Origin of the sequence: Longimicrobium sp. (assembly GCF_035474595.1) — a bacterium.
Lineage (GTDB): Bacteria > Gemmatimonadota > Gemmatimonadetes > Longimicrobiales > Longimicrobiaceae > Longimicrobium.
Genome location: NZ_DATIND010000098.1, coordinates 39,297 through 57,931 on the forward strand (window position 1 = coordinate 39,297; position 18,635 = coordinate 57,931).

The window sequence follows — 18,635 nt, forward strand, 5'->3', positions numbered from 1 at the left end:
CCCGCGGGGGCCGCGGCGCCTCCGCTCGCCGGCCGCGCGGCCCGGCTGACCACCTCCGCGCGCCATTCCGGACCCACCCCACTCATCCACTTTACGGGAGATGAAGATGCGGAAGCTGAAGCTGGAGATCGAAGCGCTCACGGTCGAGTCGTTCGAGCCGTCGAAGGCGCCGGGAGATGCCGGAACGGTCCGCGGGTACCTGAGCGCCTACTACGAGCTCTGCCACGAGGGCGACACCTGGCAGCTGTCGTGCACCTGCGAGCCCACCTGCAACGACCGGACGTGCTACAACTGCGGATCGGGCGCGGCGTGCCCGGGAACCGGCGGCTGCACCGTCACGTGCCCGCAGCTCTCCGATACCTGCCCCAGCCCGGGCTGGTGCGGCTGATCCGCCCGGAGGAAGGCTGCCTCTGCCTTCTATTCTCTCGTCATCCGTGGCTGGTCACGGGTGATGCACTGCCGGTTCACAATCAGGACGGGAGTTGAAGAATGCGGAAGATCCAACTCGACGTGGGCGGCCTGCGCGTGGAGTCGTTCGCCATCGCGAACGAGGAGCGGCAGCGCGGGACGGTGGCTGCGCGGGAAGGGACGTTCGATTGCACGGGATACGGCACCAGCTGCAGCGGCTCCCCGGCGTGCCTCTGCCTGACCCAGCAGGACCCCAGCTGCTTCGGCCCCTGCCAGTAGCGGAATCGGGTTGCCGGTAGATGAAGATCGGCCGCGCCGGGACAGCATCCCCGCGCGGCCGATTCATCTCTCCCTCGGGAAATACCGGATCTGACAATCACCTATGATTGCAAACGCACAGAGATGACGTCCTCCTGAGGCGGGTCACACCGTCGCTGCCTCCGCACGAACGGTTGCAGGCCGAAGGATCTACAGGCGAGGTCGCACGTGCGCTGACGGATCGCACGATCGATCCCCGAACTCGGTCTCAGCCGCCTTCGGGCGCGAACGCGAGGATCGCGGCGCCGGGCGCGGGGGCGATGCTGACTTCGTCACCCGCGGCGGCCGCTTCGCCCGCGCCCGGCGCCAGCAGCTCGGGGCCGCCGTCCACGGCGATGCGGTAGAAGGAGAGCGCGCCCGCGAACCGTCGATCGAGCACGCGCCCGCGCAGTCCATCGTCCGATGCGCCACGGGTGATGCGGAGCGCTTCCGGGCGAACCATCACCCGCACCTCCGCGCCCGGCCGTGCCTCGAACCCGTCCGCCGCGCGCGCGCGCCACACCGGGCCCGCGGCCAGGCGGCAGGCGAGGACTCCGCCCTCCGCGCCTTCGACCGTGGCGGGGAGGAAGTTGGCCCGGCCAAGGAATGCGGCGACGAACGCGTTCGCGGGGGATGCGTAGAGCGCCTCCGGGGTGCCGAGCTGCTGCAGCACGCCGCGGCTCATCACCGCGATGCGGTCGGAGAGCGCGAACGCCTCTTCCTGGTCGTGCGTGACGAAGACGGCGGTCATCCCCAGGCGCTTCAGCAGCGCGCGCAGCTCGTCGCGGGTGCGCTCGCGCAGCGCGGCGTCGAGGTTGGAGAGCGGCTCGTCCAGCAGCAGCAGCGGCGGCTCGGGCGCCAGCGCGCGGGCCAGCGCGACCCGCTGCTGCTGGCCGCCGGAGAGCGCCTGCACCTTCCGCTTCCCGTATCCCTCCATCTCCACCAGCGCCAGCGCGCGCTCCACCCTGGGCCTGGCGTCGGCGCGCGACACGCCGCGCGAGCGGAGGCCGAACTCCACGTTGTCCCACACGTTCATGTGCGGGAACAGCGCGTAGTTCTGGAAGACCATTCCCACGTCGCGCTTCTGCGGCTTCAGCCCCGTCACCTCGCGCCCGGCGATCACCACACGCCCGCTGGTCGGGATCTCGAACCCGGCGATCATCCGCAGCGTGGTCGTCTTCCCGCACCCGCTGGGTCCCAGCAGCGTAAGGAACTCGCCCTGCTCCACCTCGAGCGAGACGTCGTCGACCGCCACCGTCTCTCCGAAGCGCCGGGTGAGGGATTCGAGCGTCAGCATCGGCCCCCCGCCACGGAAGATCCGGAGAGCGATCCCTCACCACCCCACCGGCGGCTGAAGCCGCAGCAACAACTACGGAAAGCCTCGCAAACTGCGCGAGGCTTCAACTGCGGAACCGCGAGTGCGCGCCCAATCCCGTGCCGCATGGATACCAGCCCGCGCTGCAGGCTTCCTCTGGTTGTAGCCGGGGCTTCAGCCACCGTTTCTTGCGGCGCCATTCTCCTCACCGCCCGCCCTTTCCGCGCACGTGCTCGTCCCACCAGCGCATCCACTCGGGCGACTTGGCCTGGAACTGGGCCCAGTCCATCGGCTCGGGGTGGAGGTTCGCCTTCACCGTGCGCAGGCTGGGTGGCAGCGAGTCGTCGGGGACGTCGGTGCGGGCGGGGAGGCGGAAGAACTCGCGCGCGGCGGGGACCACGCCCGCGCCGCCGATCCACTCCACGAAATCGCGCGCCGCCTGCTGGTGCTTCGTCCCGCGCACTACCGCGACGCCGTCCACCAGCACCGGCGTGCCGCTCGCGGGGAGCACGTAGTCGATCGGGAAAGCGTTGCCCTTGGCCTTCAGCGCGTCGATGTCCGGCTGGTCCCACAGCGTGATCAGCCCCTCCTGCCGTGCCAGCTTCTGGTACAGCAGCGTGGGGTTCAGCGTGTACTCCTTGGTCTGCGCGTCCAGCCGGCGCAGCCAGTCGAACCCCGCCGCCGTGTCGCGCCCCGCGCGGATCCCGCGCTGGATCACCATCCCGAAGATGGCGCGCATCGTCCCGCTGGCCATGGGGTCACGGATCAGCACCTTCCCCTTCCACCGCGGGTCCAGCACCTGGTCCCAGTCCTTCGGCGCATCCGCGGCCGGGACGGCGGCGCTGTTCCAGGCGATGACCTCGGGGGTGAGATACGTGCCGTACCAGAAGCCGTCCCTCGACTTGGCGTCCGCGCCGACCGCGCCGGCCCACGTCGGCGCCGAGCGCTCCAGCAGCGAGTCGCGCACGGCGTCCTCGAAGGTCTGCGCCGGGGCGCCCCACCAGACGTCGGCCTGCGGGTTCGCGCGCTCGCTGCGCAGGCGGTCCAGCACCTCCTGCGAGCCCATGTCCAGCACCTGCACGTCCACGCCGGGGTGCAGCCCCTCGTAGCGCTTCTCGAACGCCTGCTGCATCTCCCGCCCGTGGGTCGAGTAGATGGTCAGCACCTCGCGCTGGTCGCCGCCCCCGCACGAGGCGAGCAGGGCGATGAGAGCGAGCGGCGCCGAGGGTCGGGAGATGGTCCGCATTCGTCCGTAGATGATTGGTGTAGCCAAAGACTCACGTCTCGGTGGAGTGGCCGTCGCCCAGGAGACGGTAGATTCGGTCCAGCGCGGCGATGGCCCTGGGGGTGCTCCGCCGCAGCTTGCCGATGTCGCCGCGCGCCGCGTCCACCGTGCGCCGCCAGATGATCGCCCGGTCGTCCGGCTTCGCATGCGCGGCGATCGACTCGATCAGCGCCTTCGCCTCCGCGCGGTGCTCGGGCGGAAAGTCCGCGTCGATCTGCTGCAGCGGGTCGTCGTGGTGCACGCGCTTCGGCCGGCCGCGCCGCGCCGCCAGCCACCGCGCGAGGGCGATCGCGGCGGCGAGAGCGACCAGGATGACGAACAGCGTCCGCGGCGGCATCGCTACCGTCAGGCCGCCGTGAGCAGGATCGGCTTGCCGCGGGTGATGACGATGGTGTGCTCGTAGTGCGCGGCGAACCCGCCGTCCTCCGTGCGCACGGTCCACCCGTCGGCGTCCTCCACGGTGCGCCCCGAGCGCTCGGTGACGATGGGCTCCACGGCGATCACCAGCCCCTCGGTGAGCGGCTGGCGCATGCGGCCGTCGTAGTGGTTGGGCACGCTGGGCGGCTCGTGGATGGTGCGCCCGATGCCGTGGCCGGCCAGCTCGCGCACCACGTTGAAGCCGCGGCGCCGCACCTCGGTCTCCACCGCGCGGCCGATGTCGCAGACGCGGTTGCCCACGGTGGCGACTTCCATCGCTTTCTCGAAGGCGCCCTTCGCCGCGGCCACCAGCGCGCGGCGGCGCTCCGGCACGCGGCCGACGGGAACGGTGATGGCGGCGTCGGCCATGTAGCCGTCCTTCTCCACCGTCACGTCCAGCTTTACCAGATCGCCCTCCACCAGCCGGCGCGCGCCGGGAATGCCGTGCACCGCCTGGTCGTTCACGCTGATGAGCATGTCCGCCGGGAAGCCGTACACCAGCTTGGGTGCCGAGCGCGCGCCGTACTCGCGCAGCGCCTCGCCGCCGATGCGGTCCAGCTCCGCGGTGGTCACCCCCGGCCGCACCGCGCGCTTCATCCGCTCGATGCAGATGCGCACGATCCGCCCCGCGCGCCGCATCCCCTCCAGGTCCTTCGCGTTCTCGATCGACATGTCGGTTCTCCTCGGCGGCTCGCTATCTACTGCCCACACCCGGCGGTGTCGGCGAGCGAGACGCGGGTGACGCGGCCGGCGGCGACCTCCACGACGGACTCGCCGCGCGCGGTGGGGCGGCGGCCGGGCATGGTGTGCACGCAGAACGTGCCGCCGCGCTGCACCAGGTGCAGCGTGCGCGGCGGATGGCCAAGCTTCATCAGCGTATCGAACGCCAGGCAGGCGGCGCGCGTGCTGTCCCCGCCGCCTCCGCAGCTGGTCCGCGTGCCCTCCGGCTGCGCCGCCGCCCCACCCTCCGTCCGCGCCGCGGCCGATCCGGCCGCCGCTCGCGTCGTATCCTCCGCGCCCGCCGCCCCCTCGTCCGCCGCTCCGCCGCCGCCACCGCACGCCGCGGCGAGCAGCATCGCCCCGATCACCATCGCCATCCGCCGCATCGTTCCCCCGGGTTCACGGGTACGAAGATGCCTTCATCCCCCCCTGCAGTTCCGTACTTCCGTACTCACGCACTCACGCACTCACGCACTTCTACCGTCCCGGCTTCGCCCCCAGCGCCAGCAAGTTCGCGAACAGCCGCCACGCGCCGGGAACGCCCTCGGGAAGCTGGCGGAAGAAGGCGAGGCCGGTGTAGACGTACGTCCCCTGCCCGTACTTCGCGATCAGCAGCGAGCCGCGCATGGGCGCCTCGCCCGGGTCGTTCATCTCCAGCAGCGGCGTGTACGCGGGGTCCCAGGTGTGCGCGAAGTAGAGGCCGCGCTCCTGTACCCATCCCTCCCAGTCCGCCGCGCCGATGCGGTTGGGCGTGGTGAAGACGGGGCTCGCCGGCTGCAGCACCCGCACCGGCGCGGCCTCGTCGGTCACGCGGTCGTGCGGGTTGGCCAGGGTGATGGGAAAGGGGGTGAAGTGCCCCTGCACCAGCTCGTACTTGTTGTACTGCACGATCAGCGTGCCGCCGCGGCGCACGTACTCCAGCAGCCGCGCGTTGTTGGCCGCCAGATCTGCCCGCACCTCGTACGCGCGGATGCCGGTGACGATCACGTCGTACTTCGACAGGTCCGCCCCCGCGAGCGAGTCCGCCGTCAGCACGCTGGGGGTGATGCCGAGCTGGCCCAGGATCCCCGGCCCCTCCTCGCCCGCGCCCTCCACGTACGCCACCTTCAGCCCCGCCGGCACCCGCACGTCGAACGCGCGCACCGTCGACGCCGCGTCGTGGTACAGCGGCCGCGCGCGGATGTGGGGATAGTCCACCACCTGCAGCCCGCGCGTGTAGCGCTCGCCCCCGTCCACCACGAACGCGGCGGAGACGGGGATGGACGATGCCCGCACCCCCGCCGGCGGCGTCACCCGCACCTCCACGTCGTGCGGCTCGCCCGCGGCGAGGGTCAGGCGCGTGCCGTCCGCGTCCGCGCGCCACCCGGCGGGGACGGTGATGCGCAGCGTGCCGCTCACCGGCCGTGGCGCCTCGCCCATCAGCCGCACGCGGTAGCGCAGGGGCCGCGCGGCGCCGCCCGTCGGCAGGATGCTGGTCTGCGGCTCCAGCGCCACGGAGACGGCGGGGACGACCAGGACCGGGCGCCGGAGCTCGCCCTGGCGCAGGTCCACGGCGCGAAAGGTGGCCTCGCGCTCCAGCGGCACCCCCGCGCCGGCGACCGTCACCATCGCGGACGCGCGGACCGGTGCCGGCTCGAACGGGCGGCCGTCCACCGACCAGTCCGCGGGCCAGCGGTAGAAGTCGCCGTCGCGCGGCTGGCGCAGGAAGTAGGGGATGGTGGGCGATGCGTCCGTCGGCACGCGCACGCGGAAGCGGCGGCGGACCAGCGCACCCGGCGCCACCTCGCCGCCGGGAAGCGGGTCCTGCGCCGTGGCCGTCCACCCCGCGGGGAGGCGCGGCTCCAGCGCGGAGACGGTGACCGCGCGGGCGCCGCCGTTCCAGAGCGTCACCTCCAGCGCGAAGTCCTGCCCGGGAACGATCCGCTCGTCGTCCGCCACGGCGTCCAGCTCCAGCCCCGCGGCCATCGCCAGCGCCTGCTCGGCCTGCCGCCCTTCGTTGTCGGCGGTGAAGGGAAGCCCGGACGCGCCGCCCTGCCGCGGCTCCAGCGCGCGTACCGCGGCGGCCAGCGGCTCCACCAGCGCGTCGGGCCGCAGCACGTTCGCGGCGGTGCGCGCCTCGGCCACCGCGCGGTCGTAGCGCGCCAGCGACGCGTCGCGCTCGGCCAGCGTGGTGTCGATCCCCTCCCAGATCGAGCGCTCGCGCCCGGCCGGCCCGGCGGGAACGATGCGGCGCAGGTAGCCGAAGCGCGGCCCCGCCAGCTCCGGGCGCCCCATGTCCTGCGAGCGGTGGCGCGAGCGGCTGGCCATCGCCAGCTGGAAGGGCGACCGGCCGATCAGCGGGTCCATTCCCCCCAGCGCGATCGCGGCCGTCGCGCCGGTGCTGTCTCCCCGCTGCGACTGGTAGTACTTCGCCGCGCGGAAGGGCCTGAGCCCGGCGCGGATCTGCTCGGGAAAGCGCGCCGAATCCCCCGCCACCTCGAACGCCTCCCGGGCGATGATGGCGGAGACCTGGTGCTGGCCGTGGCCGTCGCGCGGGGTGCCGGTGAACACGGCGATCACCACGTCGGGGCGCCAGAGGCGGATGACGCCCACCACGTCGCGCAGCACCTCCTCGCGCGGCCAGTGGCGGAAGGCCTCGTCGGCGTTCTTGCTGAACCCGAAGTCGTACGCGCGGGTGAAGAACTGCGTGGCGCCGTCCACGCGGCGCGCGGCCAGCAGCTCCTCGGTGCGCAGCAGCCCCAGCGCCTCGTGCAGCTCCGGCCCGATGCCGTTCTGCCCGCCCTCGCCGCGGGTGAGGGAGAGGTAGGCCACGTCGGCGCCCTGCTCCAGCGCGAGGCCGGCCAGCAGCTGCGTGTCCTCGTCGTCGGGGTGCGCGCCGATCATCAGCACGCGCTTGGTGGTGCCCAGACGCCGCAGCGCCAGCCCCAGCGCGGCCGCGCCGCGGTACTCGCCGATCCCGTCCTGCGCGCGGGCCCGGGCGGGCGGCGCGGCGGGGACCAGCGCCAGCGCCAGCATCCCCGTGATTGCGACTCGTTTCATGAACATGCGGCTAAGCTTGAGCGCTGCCCCGGCGCCGCACAAGGGGGTTGCTTCATGGGTGAACGAATTCTGGAGAACAGGGGACAGGTTACAGGGGACAGGGACGGCGAGCAGCGGGACGGGAGCCCGCGCGAAGAGGGGTGACGCGCGGAAGATCGTGTGGGGGGATGCAGAACCGCCCCGCGGCCGATGGCTGCGAGGCGGGGGAGATCGGTGGATGAAGATGCTACTCGGCGAGCTGGGTGATCCAGCGGGCGGGCGCGGTGCCGCGCTTCTGGTACAGGGTGGCGGCGTGGTCGCGGAAGACGCGCAGGAGCTCCGCGCGGTCGTCGTCGGGAAGGCCGGGGAGGAAGCCGTCGAACGTGGGCTGCACCGTGGCCAGCTGCGGCCCGTCTTCCAGCGGCGGGCGCGAGCTGTACCAGGTGTGGAGCTTCTTGACCGTGCTGGGCCGCGGGTCCGAGCCGCGGAGGAACTTCAGCACCCCGGCGGCCGAAAGCCCGATCGCGGCGCCCAGCGCCGCCAGCGACACGCCGTCCTGCTGCGCGCGCCGGACGGCGTCGCGCAGCACGTCGATGGACGGATTGCGGCCGGACGAAGCCATTCAGGCCCGCCCGTCCGTAAACGCCCCGTGGCGTTTACCATGTGAACCTGCAAGTTTAGCACACTGGGTAGCTTATGGGCCCGAACACGCGCCAGCAAGTGTCTACTTGTTGATTTTGCGCGAAGGTGATGCGGATGAACGTCCGCGGCCCGCGGGCCGGAGGTGGCGCCATCTACCCGGCGGTCCGCATTTCGCGAGAAGCGGCGCGGCCAATGAACCCTTACACGGAGATGCACGTGCCGCGCGAAGTGACCGATCACGAGGGAATCCGATGGACCTGCGTAGAGGCGTATGCCGGCCTTTCCGGCGACGCGGGCGACGCCGCGAAGGTGGAGGGCGAGCGCTATCGCGTGGTGTGCACCCCCAGCGGCGCGTCGAAATCCGTCGAGCTGCACCTCCCCGGCGGGTGGGAGGACTCGCTCTCGGACGAGGAGCTGCTCCGGGAGATCGCCAAAGGAAGAACCGATTGAACCGAAGTGCGGAAGTGCGGAAGTGCGGAAGTGCGGAAGTGCGGGAGTGCGCTTGTCTCCTGCCCGGTAACAGATCCTGCGAGCCGGACCAACGCACTCACGCACTCACGCACTTCCATTTGATTCCATCCCTTGCCAAGACTATCGTGTGATCCCCGCGCGGCGGCTGCCCACCACGCCGGGCCGAAAATCCACCTCCACTCCCGAAATCCCCATGATCCGGAGGACCGTCGTTTCCCTTGCGGCCGTAGCGGCGCTGGCGGCGCCCGTGCACGCGCAGCGCCAGGGCGAGCCCCGCGGGCTGCCGCCCTTCCGCGCGCCGTTCGACTCCACGCTGCTGACCCCGGCGCTCCGCGCGCGCAGCATCGGCCCCGCCATCATGGGCGGCCGCGTGTCGGACGTGGAGTACGACCCCCGCGATCCCTTCACCTTCTACGTGGGGCTGGGGACCGGCGGGGTGATGAAGACCACCGACAACGGCGCCACCTGGTCCGGCATCTTCGAGCACGAGAAGGTGGCGTCCATCGGCGACATCGCCGTCTCCCCCTCCGATCCCAAGGTGGTGTGGGTCGGCACCGGCGAGGCGAACGACCGCAACAGCGTGAGCTGGGGCGCCGGCGTCTACCGCTCGACGGACGGCGGGGAGAAGTGGCAGCCGGCCGGCCTGGCGGGAACGCGGATGATCGCCCGCGTCGTGGTCCACCCCACCGATCCGCGCACCGCGTGGGTGGCCGCCACCGGCGACGTGTGGAGCGCCAGCGACCGCGGGTGCTACCGGACGACGGACGCGGGCGCGACGTGGCGGAAGACGCTCTCCGCCCCCGCGCCGTACGACACGCGCGTCGGCTGCGGCGACATCGCCATCGACCCCAAGAACCCCAACGTGCTCTACGCGGCGCTGTACGCGCGGCGGCGCACGCCGTGGTCGTTCGCCGCGGGGCCGGACGCCACCGACGGGCGCGACTTGGGCGGCATCTTCAAGTCCACCGACGGCGGCGTCACCTGGCGCAAGCTGAGCGCGGGGCTCCCCACGGGAACGGGGCGGATCGGGCTCTCCGTCTACGCGAAGGACCCGCGCATCGTCTACGCCGTCGTGCAGAGCGACGCGGGCGGGACCAGCAACATCGACGACGTGCACAGCAAGGCTGGGGGCGTCTTCCGCTCCGACGACGCGGGCGAGCACTGGACGCGGATGAGCAACCTGAACCCCCGTCCCTTCTACTTCTCCCAGATTCGCGTCGACCCGGAGAACGACAGGAAGGTCTACGTGCTCGGCTTCATGCTGCACGTCTCCGAGGACGGCGGGCGGACGTGGCGCGAGGACCGGTTCAAGAACGTGCACAGCGACAACCACGCGCTGGCCATCGACCCCCGCAACACGAAGCGGCTGCTGCTGGGCACCGACGGCGGCATCTACCAGAGCTACAACGCGGGCGAGGGGTGGGACTTCATGAACCGCTTCGCCGCGGGCGAGTTCTACCGCATCCAGGTGGACAGCGGCCGGCCGTACCGCATCTGCGGCGGGCTGCAGGACAACCTGAACTGGGTGGGCCCCAGCGCCACCCTGAGCAAGGAGGGGATCGCCAACAGCGACTGGACCAACGTGCAGGGCGGCGACGGCTTCTACTGCTTCTTCGACGCGCAGAACCCGCAGATCGTGTTCGCCGAGAGCCAGCAGGGGTACGTCCACCGCTTCGACCTGCGCAGCGGCGCGCTGAAGGACCTGCGCCCCGAGCCGGCCGAGGGGCAGATGGGCTTCCGCTTCCACTGGGACTCGCCGCTCATCCAGAGCCGCCACACGCCCGGCGTGGCCTACCTCGCCGGCAACCGCGTCTTCCGCCTGACCGACCAGGGCGAGAGCTGGCGCGCCATCTCGCCCGACCTTTCCGCGCAGATCCTCGACCGCATCCAGACCACCGGGAGCGGCGCCGAGAGCTACGGCGTGGTCTACACCCTGGCCGAGAGCCCGCTGCGCCGCGGCGTGCTGTGGGCGGGGACGGACGACGGGAAGCTGTGGATGACGGAGGACGAGGGCGGCCACTGGACCGACCTCACCCGCAATCTTCCAGCGGCCGTGCGCGGGGAGTGGATCAGCCGCGTGGAGGCGGGGCACTTCGACGCGCGAGTGGCCTATCTCGCCGTCGACGCGCACCGCAGCGGCAAGTTCGCGCCGTTCGCCTACCGCACCACGGACGGCGGGCGCACCTGGGAGAGCATCGCCGGGAACCTGCCTGCGGACGGGCCGGTGAAGGTGATCCGCGAGGACGTGAACAACCCCAACCTCCTTTTCGCGGGGACGGAGTTCGGGCTCTGGAGCTCGCTGGACCGGGGGCGGACGTGGCGGAAGATCGGCGACCTGCCGACCGTGGCGGTAGACGACATCCTCATCCACCCGCGCGACCTGGACCTGATCGCCGCCACGCACGGCCGCTCGCTGTACATCATCGACGACATCCGTGGGCTGGAGATGCTGGGCGACACCCTGCGCGGGCGCGATGCGGTGCTCTTTCCCATCCGCCCGGCGCGTGCGTTCGAGGAGTTCCCGGGGTGGGCGGACAGCGGCGGCAACGGCGTGTTCCGCGGCGCCAACCCGCCCGCCGGCGCGCTCATCACCTACTACATTCGCCGCCTGACTGGCGACGAGGTGAAGATCGCGATCACCGACGCGGCGGGGGCCACGGTGGCCAACATCACCGCGCCGGGCGTCCCCGGCCTCAACCGCATCAGCTGGGACCTGAAGATGAGCAAGGACCTGCTGAACGAATATGGCGGCGAGGGCCAGAAGTTCGTCCGCGCCGGCGACTACACCGTCACCCTCACCTACGGCAGCGCCAGGGAAACGCAGAAGGTGCACGTCGACGTGCTGCCGGGGATCGAGACGCGGTAGGAAGGTCGCGGTGCATCGCCGGTGATCGCTGAAAAAATCGCGCAGGACGCATTGATCACGCGTCCTGCGCGTCCTCTTTTAACTGCGGCGCCTGCGGCCGGAAGGCACTCCTGTCAGGCGCTTCGCCGCAACTCCGAAATCGGCTCCAGTGCCCGCCTGGCGGCTTCGATCTCCGCCCCGATCGCTGCCGGTGGGACCCGCGACTCGATGATGACGGGAACCGACGCGGGGACGAGCCGCGCAACGTACCGGAAGGCCGTAGCCGCATACCGCGAGATCCGCTCGTGCGTGCTGCGCGACGACACCTCGCTGATGTGGATCTGGGCGATGCGGTTCCCGAAGCGCGTGAGAATGCGGTATGCCTCCACCATGGTGCCGTCGACCTGGCGCGCATGCGCGATGTCGAAGCAGAGCCGGGCGTCCGGAACGCTCTCGAAAATGACATCCAGCTCGGCCGCGGTGCGGCCGACCGGCTTCCGCTTGTCCATGTTCTCGATCAGCAGGAGCGGGCCGAACTCACGCCAGGCATGCAGATCGTGGGCGGTATCGGGATGCAGCACGACAGGCCAACCCCGAGCGGTGAGCGTGCGCAGCTGCGCAATGACGGCAGGCTCCTCGGTGGCCGAGAAACGGGACGGCGCATGCACCGAGACGTAGCGATACCGGCCCAGGCCGAGCGACGGAACCGCACGCACCAGCACGGGCAGCTCTTCCATTCGCAATGCGGACAGCTCCACTGCTGTAAGCGGATACTCCTCCATCCAGCGTAGAGCGGATGCAAAGTCGCTGAGCGCCAGCGCGCCGGTCGAAAAGCCGACAGGAGCGTCCATGCTAGAACACTCCGTAGGTGCGCGTGAGCTTGTGGAACGCTCCCTGGTCATCCGGGAGAAAGAGATCGTTCAGCGCGTCCTGGAAGTCGTGCCCCAGCCGCCTCGCCTCCTCGAAGAGGCCGTTGCCGGGCGCGTCGGCCAAATCCATTGCAGCAAGGCTGCCGCGAGCGTCGGAATCGAGAATCGCCAGGAACCGGTCATAGCTGCCGAAAAGCCGCCTCGCCGGCTCGTGGAGGCCGAACCGGTTCATCGCCCAGGCGAGGATGTCGAGCGGCGACTGCACGAGGAATGATTGCATCTCGTCCACGGCGATCCGCGCCCGCTCATCGAGCGGCAGATCGTCGAAGCCGGGGTACATCTCGCGCAGAAAGGAACAGCGGAAGCAGGCCACCAGCCCGGCAGCATAGGTGAGCTTGCGCGACAGGCGAAGCTTGACCGTCTTCAGCGCCCACTCTTCACCCTGGCGTTGCCGGCGCTTGTACGCGAAATCGACCGCCACGGTGCGCCAGTACCGCGCGATGTCGTTCTGGAGAAAGCGGGGTACGTACAGCTGCTCCCCGGAGTGGCGCCACCCCAGGTCCTCCGCGATGTACCGCTCCAGCAGCGCGCGGATGACCCGGGTATACGCCTCGCTTCGGCCGATGGGAACGGATTCCAGCAGGAGCAGGATTCGCTGGGTGAGATTGCGGTTGGAGTCTTCGCCCCCGCCGATCAGGTTCACGAGCTCGTGGCTGAAGGCCATGCCGCCGAACGTCGCCTCGCGCCCCGGGCCGCGGAACCGCTCCCCGACCCACGCTGCGATGTCCTCGGCCGCAGTGGTCTGCTCGGGATAGGTCTGTCCGTCGATGAGCAGCGTCCAGTCCAGATCACTGCGGGAGGTATATTCGCCACGAGCGAGCGAGCCGAATACGACCACGCTGGCATCGTCGCTGGTAAAATCGGAAAGACCTTCCTGAAGCTCCTGCAGCTTCTGGCGCGACGCCGATCGGGCGGCCTCGATCGCAGGCCACCGGACTCCCAGCTCTTCGCCGAGCCGCTGGAGTTCGCTCACCCGGTCATCCTTTCAGCAGGTGCTCACGGTCGTATCGCGGATCGAATCGTGAGAATCTATCATCGTCCTGGCGCATCTCCAAAGAGCGCCCGGCACGATTGCCGCGCGTCTGCTACCCTTTCGCCGGAACCTCGCGCGGTGTGCGGGGTCCATCACGGCTCACGGTTGGAGCGCGGCCGGCGCCTGTCGACAAGCGGGCGCCGGTTCGCTAGCTTCCATCCGTTTTTCCCACAACGACCTATCCCCCGCAGGGCCGCTTCATGACCCAGGCCACGAAGACCGAGCGCGTGCGTACCGCCGCGCCCGAGACCCCCGCCGTAGAGGCGGGGCCGCAGCGCCCGCCGTACCTGCTGGCGCTGGTGGCGGCGCTCGCCGTGTTCGCGCTGTACGCGTTCACGCTGGCGCCCACCACCGCCTTCTGGGACACCAGCGAGTACATCGCGACCAGCCACATCCTGGGCATTCCGCACCCGCCCGGGAACCCGCTGTTCGTCCTGCTCTCGCGCGCCTGGGACATCCTGCTCACGCCCACGGGGCTGCCCACGGCTGTGCGGATCAACCTGTTCAGCGCGCTGATGAGCGCGGGGACCACGTTCTTCTGGTACCTGCTGGTGCACCGCATCCTGGGCTTCTTCGACAGCCGCGAGACGGTGCGCCGGGTGGGCGCGGCGGTGTCGGTGCTGGTGGCGGCCACGGCGTACACGGTGTGGAACCAGAGCAACGTGAACGAGAAGGTCTACACCGTCAGCATGTTCACCATCGCCGCCATGAGCTGGCTGGCGTTCCTCTGGCGCGACCACGTGGAGGAGCACCGCGGCGTGCGCGGCCCCAGCCGCTTCCACGACGATAACGTGCTGGTGCTGCTGGTGTTCATGCTGGCGCTCTCCGTCGGCAACCATCTGATGGCGTTCCTGGCCGCTCCGGCGCTGGTGCTGTTCATCTTCGTCATCCGCCCGCGGGCGCTGGCCAACTGGCGCCTGTACGCCTTCGCGGCGGTGTTCGGCTTCCTGGGGCTGTCGGTGCACTTCTTCCTGTCCATCCGGGCGGGGCTGCACCCCATCATCAACGAGGCCAACCCCAGCTGCCCGTCGATGGGCTCGGCCTTCCTGGCCATCCTGGGCTTCGGCAACATCAAGTTCCCCGGCGCCTGCGAGAACCTGTACGCGGCGCTGGCGCGCGAGCAGTACGCCAAGCCCAGCATCGTCTTCCGCCAGGCGCCGTTCTGGGCGCAGATGGCCAACTACTTCCAGTACTTCGACTGGCAGTGGGCGCGCTCGCTGTCGGGAACCAATGGGTACCTGGGCGGCGGCCGCATCTCCATCACCCTGCTGTTCACGGCGCTGGGCGGGTACGGCGCGTTCCACCACTTCAAGCGCGACCGGAAGAGCTTCCTGTACATGGGGCTGCTCTTCTTCACGCTGTCGGTGGGGCTGACCATCTACATGAACTTCAAGTACGGCTTCGCGCAGGTGCAGCACCTGGGGCTCAGCGCCGAGCTGTCGGAGGTGCGCGAGCGCGACTACTTCTTCCTGGTCTCGTTCTCCCTGTGGGGGCTGTGGGTGGGGATCGGGCTGACGCAGCTGTGGCTGGAGCTGGCCGAGGCGATGGGCGGCGGCAACCGCAAGCTGGTTCCCGCGGCGGCCATCTTCGCGCTGGCCTTCGTGCCCATGGCGCTGAACTGGAGCTACGCCAGCCGCCGCGGCGACTACGCGGCGCGCGACCTTGCGTACAACCTGCTGCAGTCGGTGGAGCCGTACGGGGTGCTGTTCACCAACGGCGACAACGACACCTTTCCGCTCTGGTACGCGCAGGAGGTGGAGGGGGTGCGCCGCGACGTGACGGTGATCGTGCTGAGCTACCTGAACACCGACTGGTACCCCAAGCAGCTGCGCGACCTGACCAGCCCGTGCAACGGGCGGAACCCGGCCAGCGACCCCACGCGCATCATCTGCCAGCGCGCGTACGACCCGGCCACCTCGCCGCGCTTCTACAACGGAACGCGGGCGCCCACGCGCCCCATCCTGGCGCTCAGCGACGCGCAGATCCTGGGAACGGCGCAGACGCCGGCCATCCAGGTGGCCGACACCAGCACCTACTTCCGCGCGCGCAACATCGAGGTGAAGCTGCCGCAGGGCGCGTACGTGGAGCCCAAGGAGCGCTTCGTCCTGGAGATCATCCGCAACGCCTGGGGCGACCGGCCGATCTTCTTCGCCAGCACCACCAACGAGCAGTACGACCTGGGGCTGGCGCCGTACGTGGCGCGGCAGGGGCTGGCGTTCAAGCTGGTGACGCCCGAGGAGTCGCGCGCGCTGCAGCCCATGCCCACGGGGCGCGACTTCAACCCGGTGCTGGGCGCGTACTACGACATCCGGCAGGGGCAGCAGCTGCTGGACAACGTCTTCCAGTTCCACGGCCTGGCCGACAAGCCGCACTGGGCCGACGACGCCACGCGCAACATCCCCACGCACTACTTCTACGCGTACGAGGCGCTGGCCAGCGCGCAGGACCTGAGCGGCAACCGCGCCGCGGCGCAGAAGTACGACACCGAAGGCCGCAAGTTCGAGGCGCTCGCCCGCCGCTGACGGATTCGATCGATCGGGATGACGAAGGGCCTCCTCCGGTTCGCCGGGGGAGGCCTTCGCTCATCTTGGGATGCTGAGTCGGTACGCAACCGGTCTTGTCGACTTTCATCGTCGCTCGACCGCTACATCGTTGATCTCACGCGGAGACGCGGAGGATTCGTCACGGCACGGAGTTCTCCGCGTCTCCGCATCTCCGCGTGAGAAATCACCGTTGGGGAGACGCGGAGATCGAGGAGATCGCGCTGAGTTCACTGGGTAGTGAGGATCGCTTCCGCCAATCGACAAAACTTCTGGCTACTTACTTAGCGACAACCGGCGCCCCGCTTGTCGAAAGGCGCCCGCAGGTTCCTGCGAAGGGGTAGCAGGCGAGAACGGGCAGGATGCACGCGACATCCCGCCCGTCGTCGAGGTCATGGATTCAGACAGGCCCGCGGAGCTCGCCCTGCCATGAGCCGGCCCGCGAGTCATGCCGCGGGCTTCCTGCGCGAGGCCGCTTCGGGAACGTGTACGTCGGGAGCAGGGACGAGGCGGTCGCCGAACTGCTGCTGGAACTCCATGTAGTACTCGCACAGCCTGGCGAAGTCGTAATCGAACCGGGATGCGATCCGCTCACGAGTCGCCCAGATCTCCTCGAGTACCGGGTCATTCAGCACTTCGTCCTTCATGACAGCCTCTCCAGCAGCTCCAGCGGAGTGAGGATGTGCGGCACGTGCAGGCCGAGCATCCCGTTGATCTTTGAAATGTGATGGAATTTAAGGGCGTTCGCCAGATGACGCGTATCCCAGCTCACCAGGTAATCGCACAGGTGGACCGAAGCGAGCGCGAGGTGCAGCGCATCCGCTCCGCTTCTGGGCATGAGCCGATGGCGCAGATACACCTCGGCCACGGCCTGCACGCCACTGGAGAGGGCGAGAACAGGGAGGGGCCGAACCAGCGCCATCCATTCCTCATGCCGCGACTCGGGGCCGTCCAGAAGCTCGGTCAATACAGGAGGCCCGGTAACGAGCTCGAAGCGCTCCAGCGCGATCTCCCACCAGGGGCGCGTCCACTGCCTCCGTGCCACGATCGTCGGCGACTTCCGCTGATCGAAGTAGAAGCTCGGGATCGTCGTCTCGACGTAGACTCGGGGCCTGTGCATCAAATCAATCTAGGCACTTCAGTGACACAGATCAACAGAGTGCACACGCGGCGCAAAACGGGCGGGGTGCTGTGGAGCACCCCGCTCGTTCATCATCCAGTCGCTCGTCCGTGACCGATTGGGAGCTACCCGCGGTTTCGGCGGAACCGGAATCACACCCCGCCGGACTTGAGCAGCCCGGTGTCGAGCGCCAGCCGGACCAGCTCGGAGCGGTGGCTGAGGCCGAGCTTCTGCATCAGGCGGGCGCGGTAGGTGTCCACCGTCTTGGGCGAGAGGAAGAGCTTCTTCCCGATCTCGCCGCTGCTGTAGCCCTCGGCGGTCAGGCCCAGCACCTCGCGCTCGCGCTCGCTCAGCTTCTCCAGCGGCCCGTTCCCGTCCTTCTGCTCGGCCAGCTTGTACTGGCGCAGCAGCAGCTTGGTGGCGGTGGGGTACAGGAACACCTCGTCGCGCGCCACGGTCTGGATGGCGCGGATCAGGTCGTCGTCCGCGCTGGTCTTGCGCACGAACCCGCTTCCGCCGGCCTCCAGGACGGGAAGGAGGAACTCCTCCTCGGCCTGGCTGGTCAGCACCAGCACCTTCGCGTCCAGCCCCAGCTCGCCGATCTTCCGCGTGGCCTCCAGGCCGCCCATCCCCGGCATGGCCAGGTCCATCACCACCACGTCGGGGCGCAGCAGGCGCGTCTTCTCGATGCCCTCCTCGCCGGTGGAGGCCTGCCCCACCACCTCCAGGTCGGGCTCCAGCTGCAGCAGCGCGTCCAGCCCGCTGCGCAGCACCGGGTGGTCGTCCACCAGCAGGATGCGGATCTTCTTCTCGGCCATGAGAGGTTTTCCTGAAGCGGTTGGGGATGATGAAGATCGGGTGCGTCAGCCGCCCGACGCGCCGCCCGCCACGCCGGGCACGGCCTCGCGCCCGGTGACGTCCTGCACGGCGATGCGGAAGATGACGGTGCGGAAGGCCACGGGGTCGTCGGCCGACAGCGTCTCGGGAACCAGGGCGCGCAGCAGCTCCACGCCGCGGCGCCATTCCTCGGCCTCCCACTCCGCCCCTTCGGCGGGGATGGTGTAGAAGCCGCCGTGCACCACCACGCTGCGCCAGCGGAAGATCTCCTCCACCTCGTCGACCTCGAAGGCCACCGGCCACCAGGTGTAGCCCACGGAGTCCATCTTGGTGCCGTGGCTGGTGCGCCCGTAGATCCACCCCTCGTGGAAGACGTAGTGCAGCGGCTCGATGTCGACGTGGTTCTGCGACGCGTACGCCAGCCGGCCCACGTGGTTGCGGGCCAGGATCTGCTCGCACTCGGCGCGGTCCAGGGCGCGGATCACGGGCTGCATGGGGCTCATTCCATCCTCCTCTTCCCCGTCGGTGATCACGGCCGTTACCGGGCCGCCGCGGTGCTCCACGAGCTGCGTCCTGAGATTACCCGCTCCGCCACCGCGCGTCAGTCGGGGAAACCGGCGGCGGGATGCGTAATTTACCCTACACGGAAGCACGACTTCGGCTAACCGATAGAGACGTCATCCTGAGGCCGGCCACGCCGGAACCCGAGTCGGCGCAAGCGCTTGCAGGCCGAAGGATCTATCGCCGGCTCCGCACGT

18 protein-coding genes are annotated in these 18,635 nt (G+C 69.9%); 5 read left to right on the forward strand and 13 right to left on the reverse strand.

Annotation, left to right across the window (positions count from 1 at the left end; genetic code table 11):
• Positions 1 to 106: 106 nt before the first annotated feature.
• Together VLK66_RS18260 and VLK66_RS18265 are read left to right on the forward strand one after the other, a co-directional pair.
• The gene (locus VLK66_RS18260; RefSeq protein WP_325310898.1) at positions 107 to 388 is read left to right on the forward strand and encodes a hypothetical protein; all 282 of its coding nucleotides are present in this window, start codon (positions 107 to 109) and stop codon (positions 386 to 388) included.
• Positions 389 to 489: 101 nt separating this feature from the next.
• On the forward strand, positions 490 to 687 hold the full coding sequence (locus VLK66_RS18265; RefSeq protein WP_325310899.1) for a hypothetical protein: 198 nt from the start codon (positions 490 to 492) through the stop codon (positions 685 to 687).
• A 247-nt stretch (positions 688 to 934) separates the two neighbouring features.
• Here VLK66_RS18265 and VLK66_RS18270 read toward each other — a convergent pair whose 3' ends face one another.
• From VLK66_RS18270 to VLK66_RS18300, 7 genes are all read right to left on the reverse strand, one after another.
• Complete coding sequence (locus tag VLK66_RS18270) at positions 935 to 2,002, reverse strand: ABC transporter ATP-binding protein (RefSeq protein WP_325310900.1); 1,068 nt, start codon at positions 2,000 to 2,002, stop codon at positions 935 to 937.
• Positions 2,003 to 2,225: 223 nt separating this feature from the next.
• The gene (locus tag VLK66_RS18275; protein ID WP_325310901.1) at positions 2,226 to 3,266 is read right to left on the reverse strand and encodes an extracellular solute-binding protein; all 1,041 of its coding nucleotides are present in this window, start codon (positions 3,264 to 3,266) and stop codon (positions 2,226 to 2,228) included.
• Between the two features lie 31 nt (positions 3,267 to 3,297).
• Entirely contained in the window at positions 3,298 to 3,642 is a 345-nt protein-coding gene (locus VLK66_RS18280) for a hypothetical protein (protein WP_325310902.1), read from the reverse strand.
• Between the two features lie 8 nt (positions 3,643 to 3,650).
• Positions 3,651 to 4,394, reverse strand: coding sequence for a type I methionyl aminopeptidase (gene map, locus VLK66_RS18285; RefSeq protein WP_325310903.1), 744 nt, complete (start codon positions 4,392 to 4,394; stop codon positions 3,651 to 3,653).
• A gap of 26 nt (positions 4,395 to 4,420) precedes the next feature.
• The gene (locus tag VLK66_RS18290; protein ID WP_325310904.1) at positions 4,421 to 4,819 is read right to left on the reverse strand and encodes a hypothetical protein; all 399 of its coding nucleotides are present in this window, start codon (positions 4,817 to 4,819) and stop codon (positions 4,421 to 4,423) included.
• Between the two features lie 100 nt (positions 4,820 to 4,919).
• Positions 4,920 to 7,481 (reverse strand): PIG-L family deacetylase, encoded by a 2,562-nt coding sequence (locus VLK66_RS18295; RefSeq protein WP_325310905.1) that lies wholly within the window; start codon positions 7,479 to 7,481, stop codon positions 4,920 to 4,922.
• A gap of 226 nt (positions 7,482 to 7,707) precedes the next feature.
• On the reverse strand, positions 7,708 to 8,082 hold the full coding sequence (locus VLK66_RS18300; RefSeq protein ID WP_325310906.1) for a hypothetical protein: 375 nt from the start codon (positions 8,080 to 8,082) through the stop codon (positions 7,708 to 7,710).
• Positions 8,083 to 8,294: 212 nt separating this feature from the next.
• Between VLK66_RS18300 and VLK66_RS18305 the strand changes: the two genes are divergently transcribed.
• Positions 8,295 to 8,552, forward strand: coding sequence for a hypothetical protein (locus VLK66_RS18305; protein WP_325310907.1), 258 nt, complete (start codon positions 8,295 to 8,297; stop codon positions 8,550 to 8,552).
• A 214-nt stretch (positions 8,553 to 8,766) separates the two neighbouring features.
• Positions 8,767 to 11,439, forward strand: coding sequence for a WD40/YVTN/BNR-like repeat-containing protein (locus VLK66_RS18310; RefSeq protein WP_325310908.1), 2,673 nt, complete (start codon positions 8,767 to 8,769; stop codon positions 11,437 to 11,439).
• A gap of 113 nt (positions 11,440 to 11,552) precedes the next feature.
• Here the strand turns inward: VLK66_RS18310 and VLK66_RS18315 are convergent, their stop codons facing one another.
• Together VLK66_RS18315 and VLK66_RS18320 are read right to left on the reverse strand one after the other, a co-directional pair.
• The gene (locus tag VLK66_RS18315; protein WP_325310909.1) at positions 11,553 to 12,269 is read right to left on the reverse strand and encodes a hypothetical protein; all 717 of its coding nucleotides are present in this window, start codon (positions 12,267 to 12,269) and stop codon (positions 11,553 to 11,555) included.
• A gap of 1 nt (position 12,270) precedes the next feature.
• Positions 12,271 to 13,320 carry a nucleotidyltransferase domain-containing protein gene (locus VLK66_RS18320; RefSeq protein WP_325310910.1) on the reverse strand — a complete coding sequence of 350 codons (1,050 nt, stop codon included), beginning with the start codon at positions 13,318 to 13,320 and terminating at the stop codon, positions 12,271 to 12,273.
• A gap of 260 nt (positions 13,321 to 13,580) precedes the next feature.
• On the opposite strand from VLK66_RS18320, the gene VLK66_RS18325 reads away from it, so the two are divergent.
• Complete coding sequence (locus VLK66_RS18325; RefSeq protein ID WP_325310911.1) at positions 13,581 to 15,902, forward strand: DUF2723 domain-containing protein; 2,322 nt, start codon at positions 13,581 to 13,583, stop codon at positions 15,900 to 15,902.
• A gap of 464 nt (positions 15,903 to 16,366) precedes the next feature.
• On the opposite strand, the gene VLK66_RS18330 is transcribed toward VLK66_RS18325, so the two are convergent.
• The 4 genes from VLK66_RS18330 to VLK66_RS18345 all read right to left on the reverse strand — a co-directional run bounded on the left by VLK66_RS18330 (position 16,367) and on the right by VLK66_RS18345 (position 18,380).
• Positions 16,367 to 16,567, reverse strand: coding sequence for a hypothetical protein (locus VLK66_RS18330; protein ID WP_325310912.1), 201 nt, complete (start codon positions 16,565 to 16,567; stop codon positions 16,367 to 16,369).
• On the reverse strand, positions 16,564 to 17,040 hold the full coding sequence (locus VLK66_RS18335; protein WP_325310913.1) for a type II toxin-antitoxin system VapC family toxin: 477 nt from the start codon (positions 17,038 to 17,040) through the stop codon (positions 16,564 to 16,566). Before VLK66_RS18335 ends, VLK66_RS18330 begins: the two co-directional genes overlap by 4 nt.
• Before the next feature lie 152 nt (positions 17,041 to 17,192).
• Entirely contained in the window at positions 17,193 to 17,858 is a 666-nt protein-coding gene (locus VLK66_RS18340) for a response regulator transcription factor (protein WP_325310914.1), read from the reverse strand.
• Between the two features lie 45 nt (positions 17,859 to 17,903).
• Entirely contained in the window at positions 17,904 to 18,380 is a 477-nt protein-coding gene (locus VLK66_RS18345; protein ID WP_325310915.1) for a pyridoxamine 5'-phosphate oxidase family protein, read from the reverse strand.
• Between the last annotated feature and the right edge of the window lie 255 nt (positions 18,381 to 18,635).

Coding starts and splice junctions, on each gene's coding strand:
- VLK66_RS18265 (WP_325310899.1), top strand. CDS start 490: ATGCGGAAGATCCAACTCGACGTGGGCGGCCTGCGCGTGGAGTCGTTC.
- VLK66_RS18315 (WP_325310909.1), bottom strand. CDS start 12,269: ATGGACGCTCCTGTCGGCTTTTCGACCGGCGCGCTGGCGCTCAGCGAC.
- VLK66_RS18280 (WP_325310902.1), bottom strand. CDS start 3,642: ATGCCGCCGCGGACGCTGTTCGTCATCCTGGTCGCTCTCGCCGCCGCG.
- VLK66_RS18345 (WP_325310915.1), bottom strand. CDS start 18,380: ATGAGCCCCATGCAGCCCGTGATCCGCGCCCTGGACCGCGCCGAGTGC.
- VLK66_RS18295 (WP_325310905.1), bottom strand. CDS start 7,481: ATGAAACGAGTCGCAATCACGGGGATGCTGGCGCTGGCGCTGGTCCCC.
- VLK66_RS18330 (WP_325310912.1), bottom strand. CDS start 16,567: ATGAAGGACGAAGTGCTGAATGACCCGGTACTCGAGGAGATCTGGGCG.
- map (WP_325310903.1), bottom strand. CDS start 4,394: ATGTCGATCGAGAACGCGAAGGACCTGGAGGGGATGCGGCGCGCGGGG.
- VLK66_RS18275 (WP_325310901.1), bottom strand. CDS start 3,266: ATGCGGACCATCTCCCGACCCTCGGCGCCGCTCGCTCTCATCGCCCTG.
- VLK66_RS18340 (WP_325310914.1), bottom strand. CDS start 17,858: ATGGCCGAGAAGAAGATCCGCATCCTGCTGGTGGACGACCACCCGGTG.
- VLK66_RS18325 (WP_325310911.1), top strand. CDS start 13,581: ATGACCCAGGCCACGAAGACCGAGCGCGTGCGTACCGCCGCGCCCGAG.
- VLK66_RS18310 (WP_325310908.1), top strand. CDS start 8,767: ATGATCCGGAGGACCGTCGTTTCCCTTGCGGCCGTAGCGGCGCTGGCG.
- VLK66_RS18300 (WP_325310906.1), bottom strand. CDS start 8,082: ATGGCTTCGTCCGGCCGCAATCCGTCCATCGACGTGCTGCGCGACGCC.
- VLK66_RS18270 (WP_325310900.1), bottom strand. CDS start 2,002: ATGCTGACGCTCGAATCCCTCACCCGGCGCTTCGGAGAGACGGTGGCG.
- VLK66_RS18305 (WP_325310907.1), top strand. CDS start 8,295: ATGAACCCTTACACGGAGATGCACGTGCCGCGCGAAGTGACCGATCAC.
- VLK66_RS18290 (WP_325310904.1), bottom strand. CDS start 4,819: ATGGCGATGGTGATCGGGGCGATGCTGCTCGCCGCGGCGTGCGGTGGC.
- VLK66_RS18335 (WP_325310913.1), bottom strand. CDS start 17,040: ATGCACAGGCCCCGAGTCTACGTCGAGACGACGATCCCGAGCTTCTAC.
- VLK66_RS18260 (WP_325310898.1), top strand. CDS start 107: ATGCGGAAGCTGAAGCTGGAGATCGAAGCGCTCACGGTCGAGTCGTTC.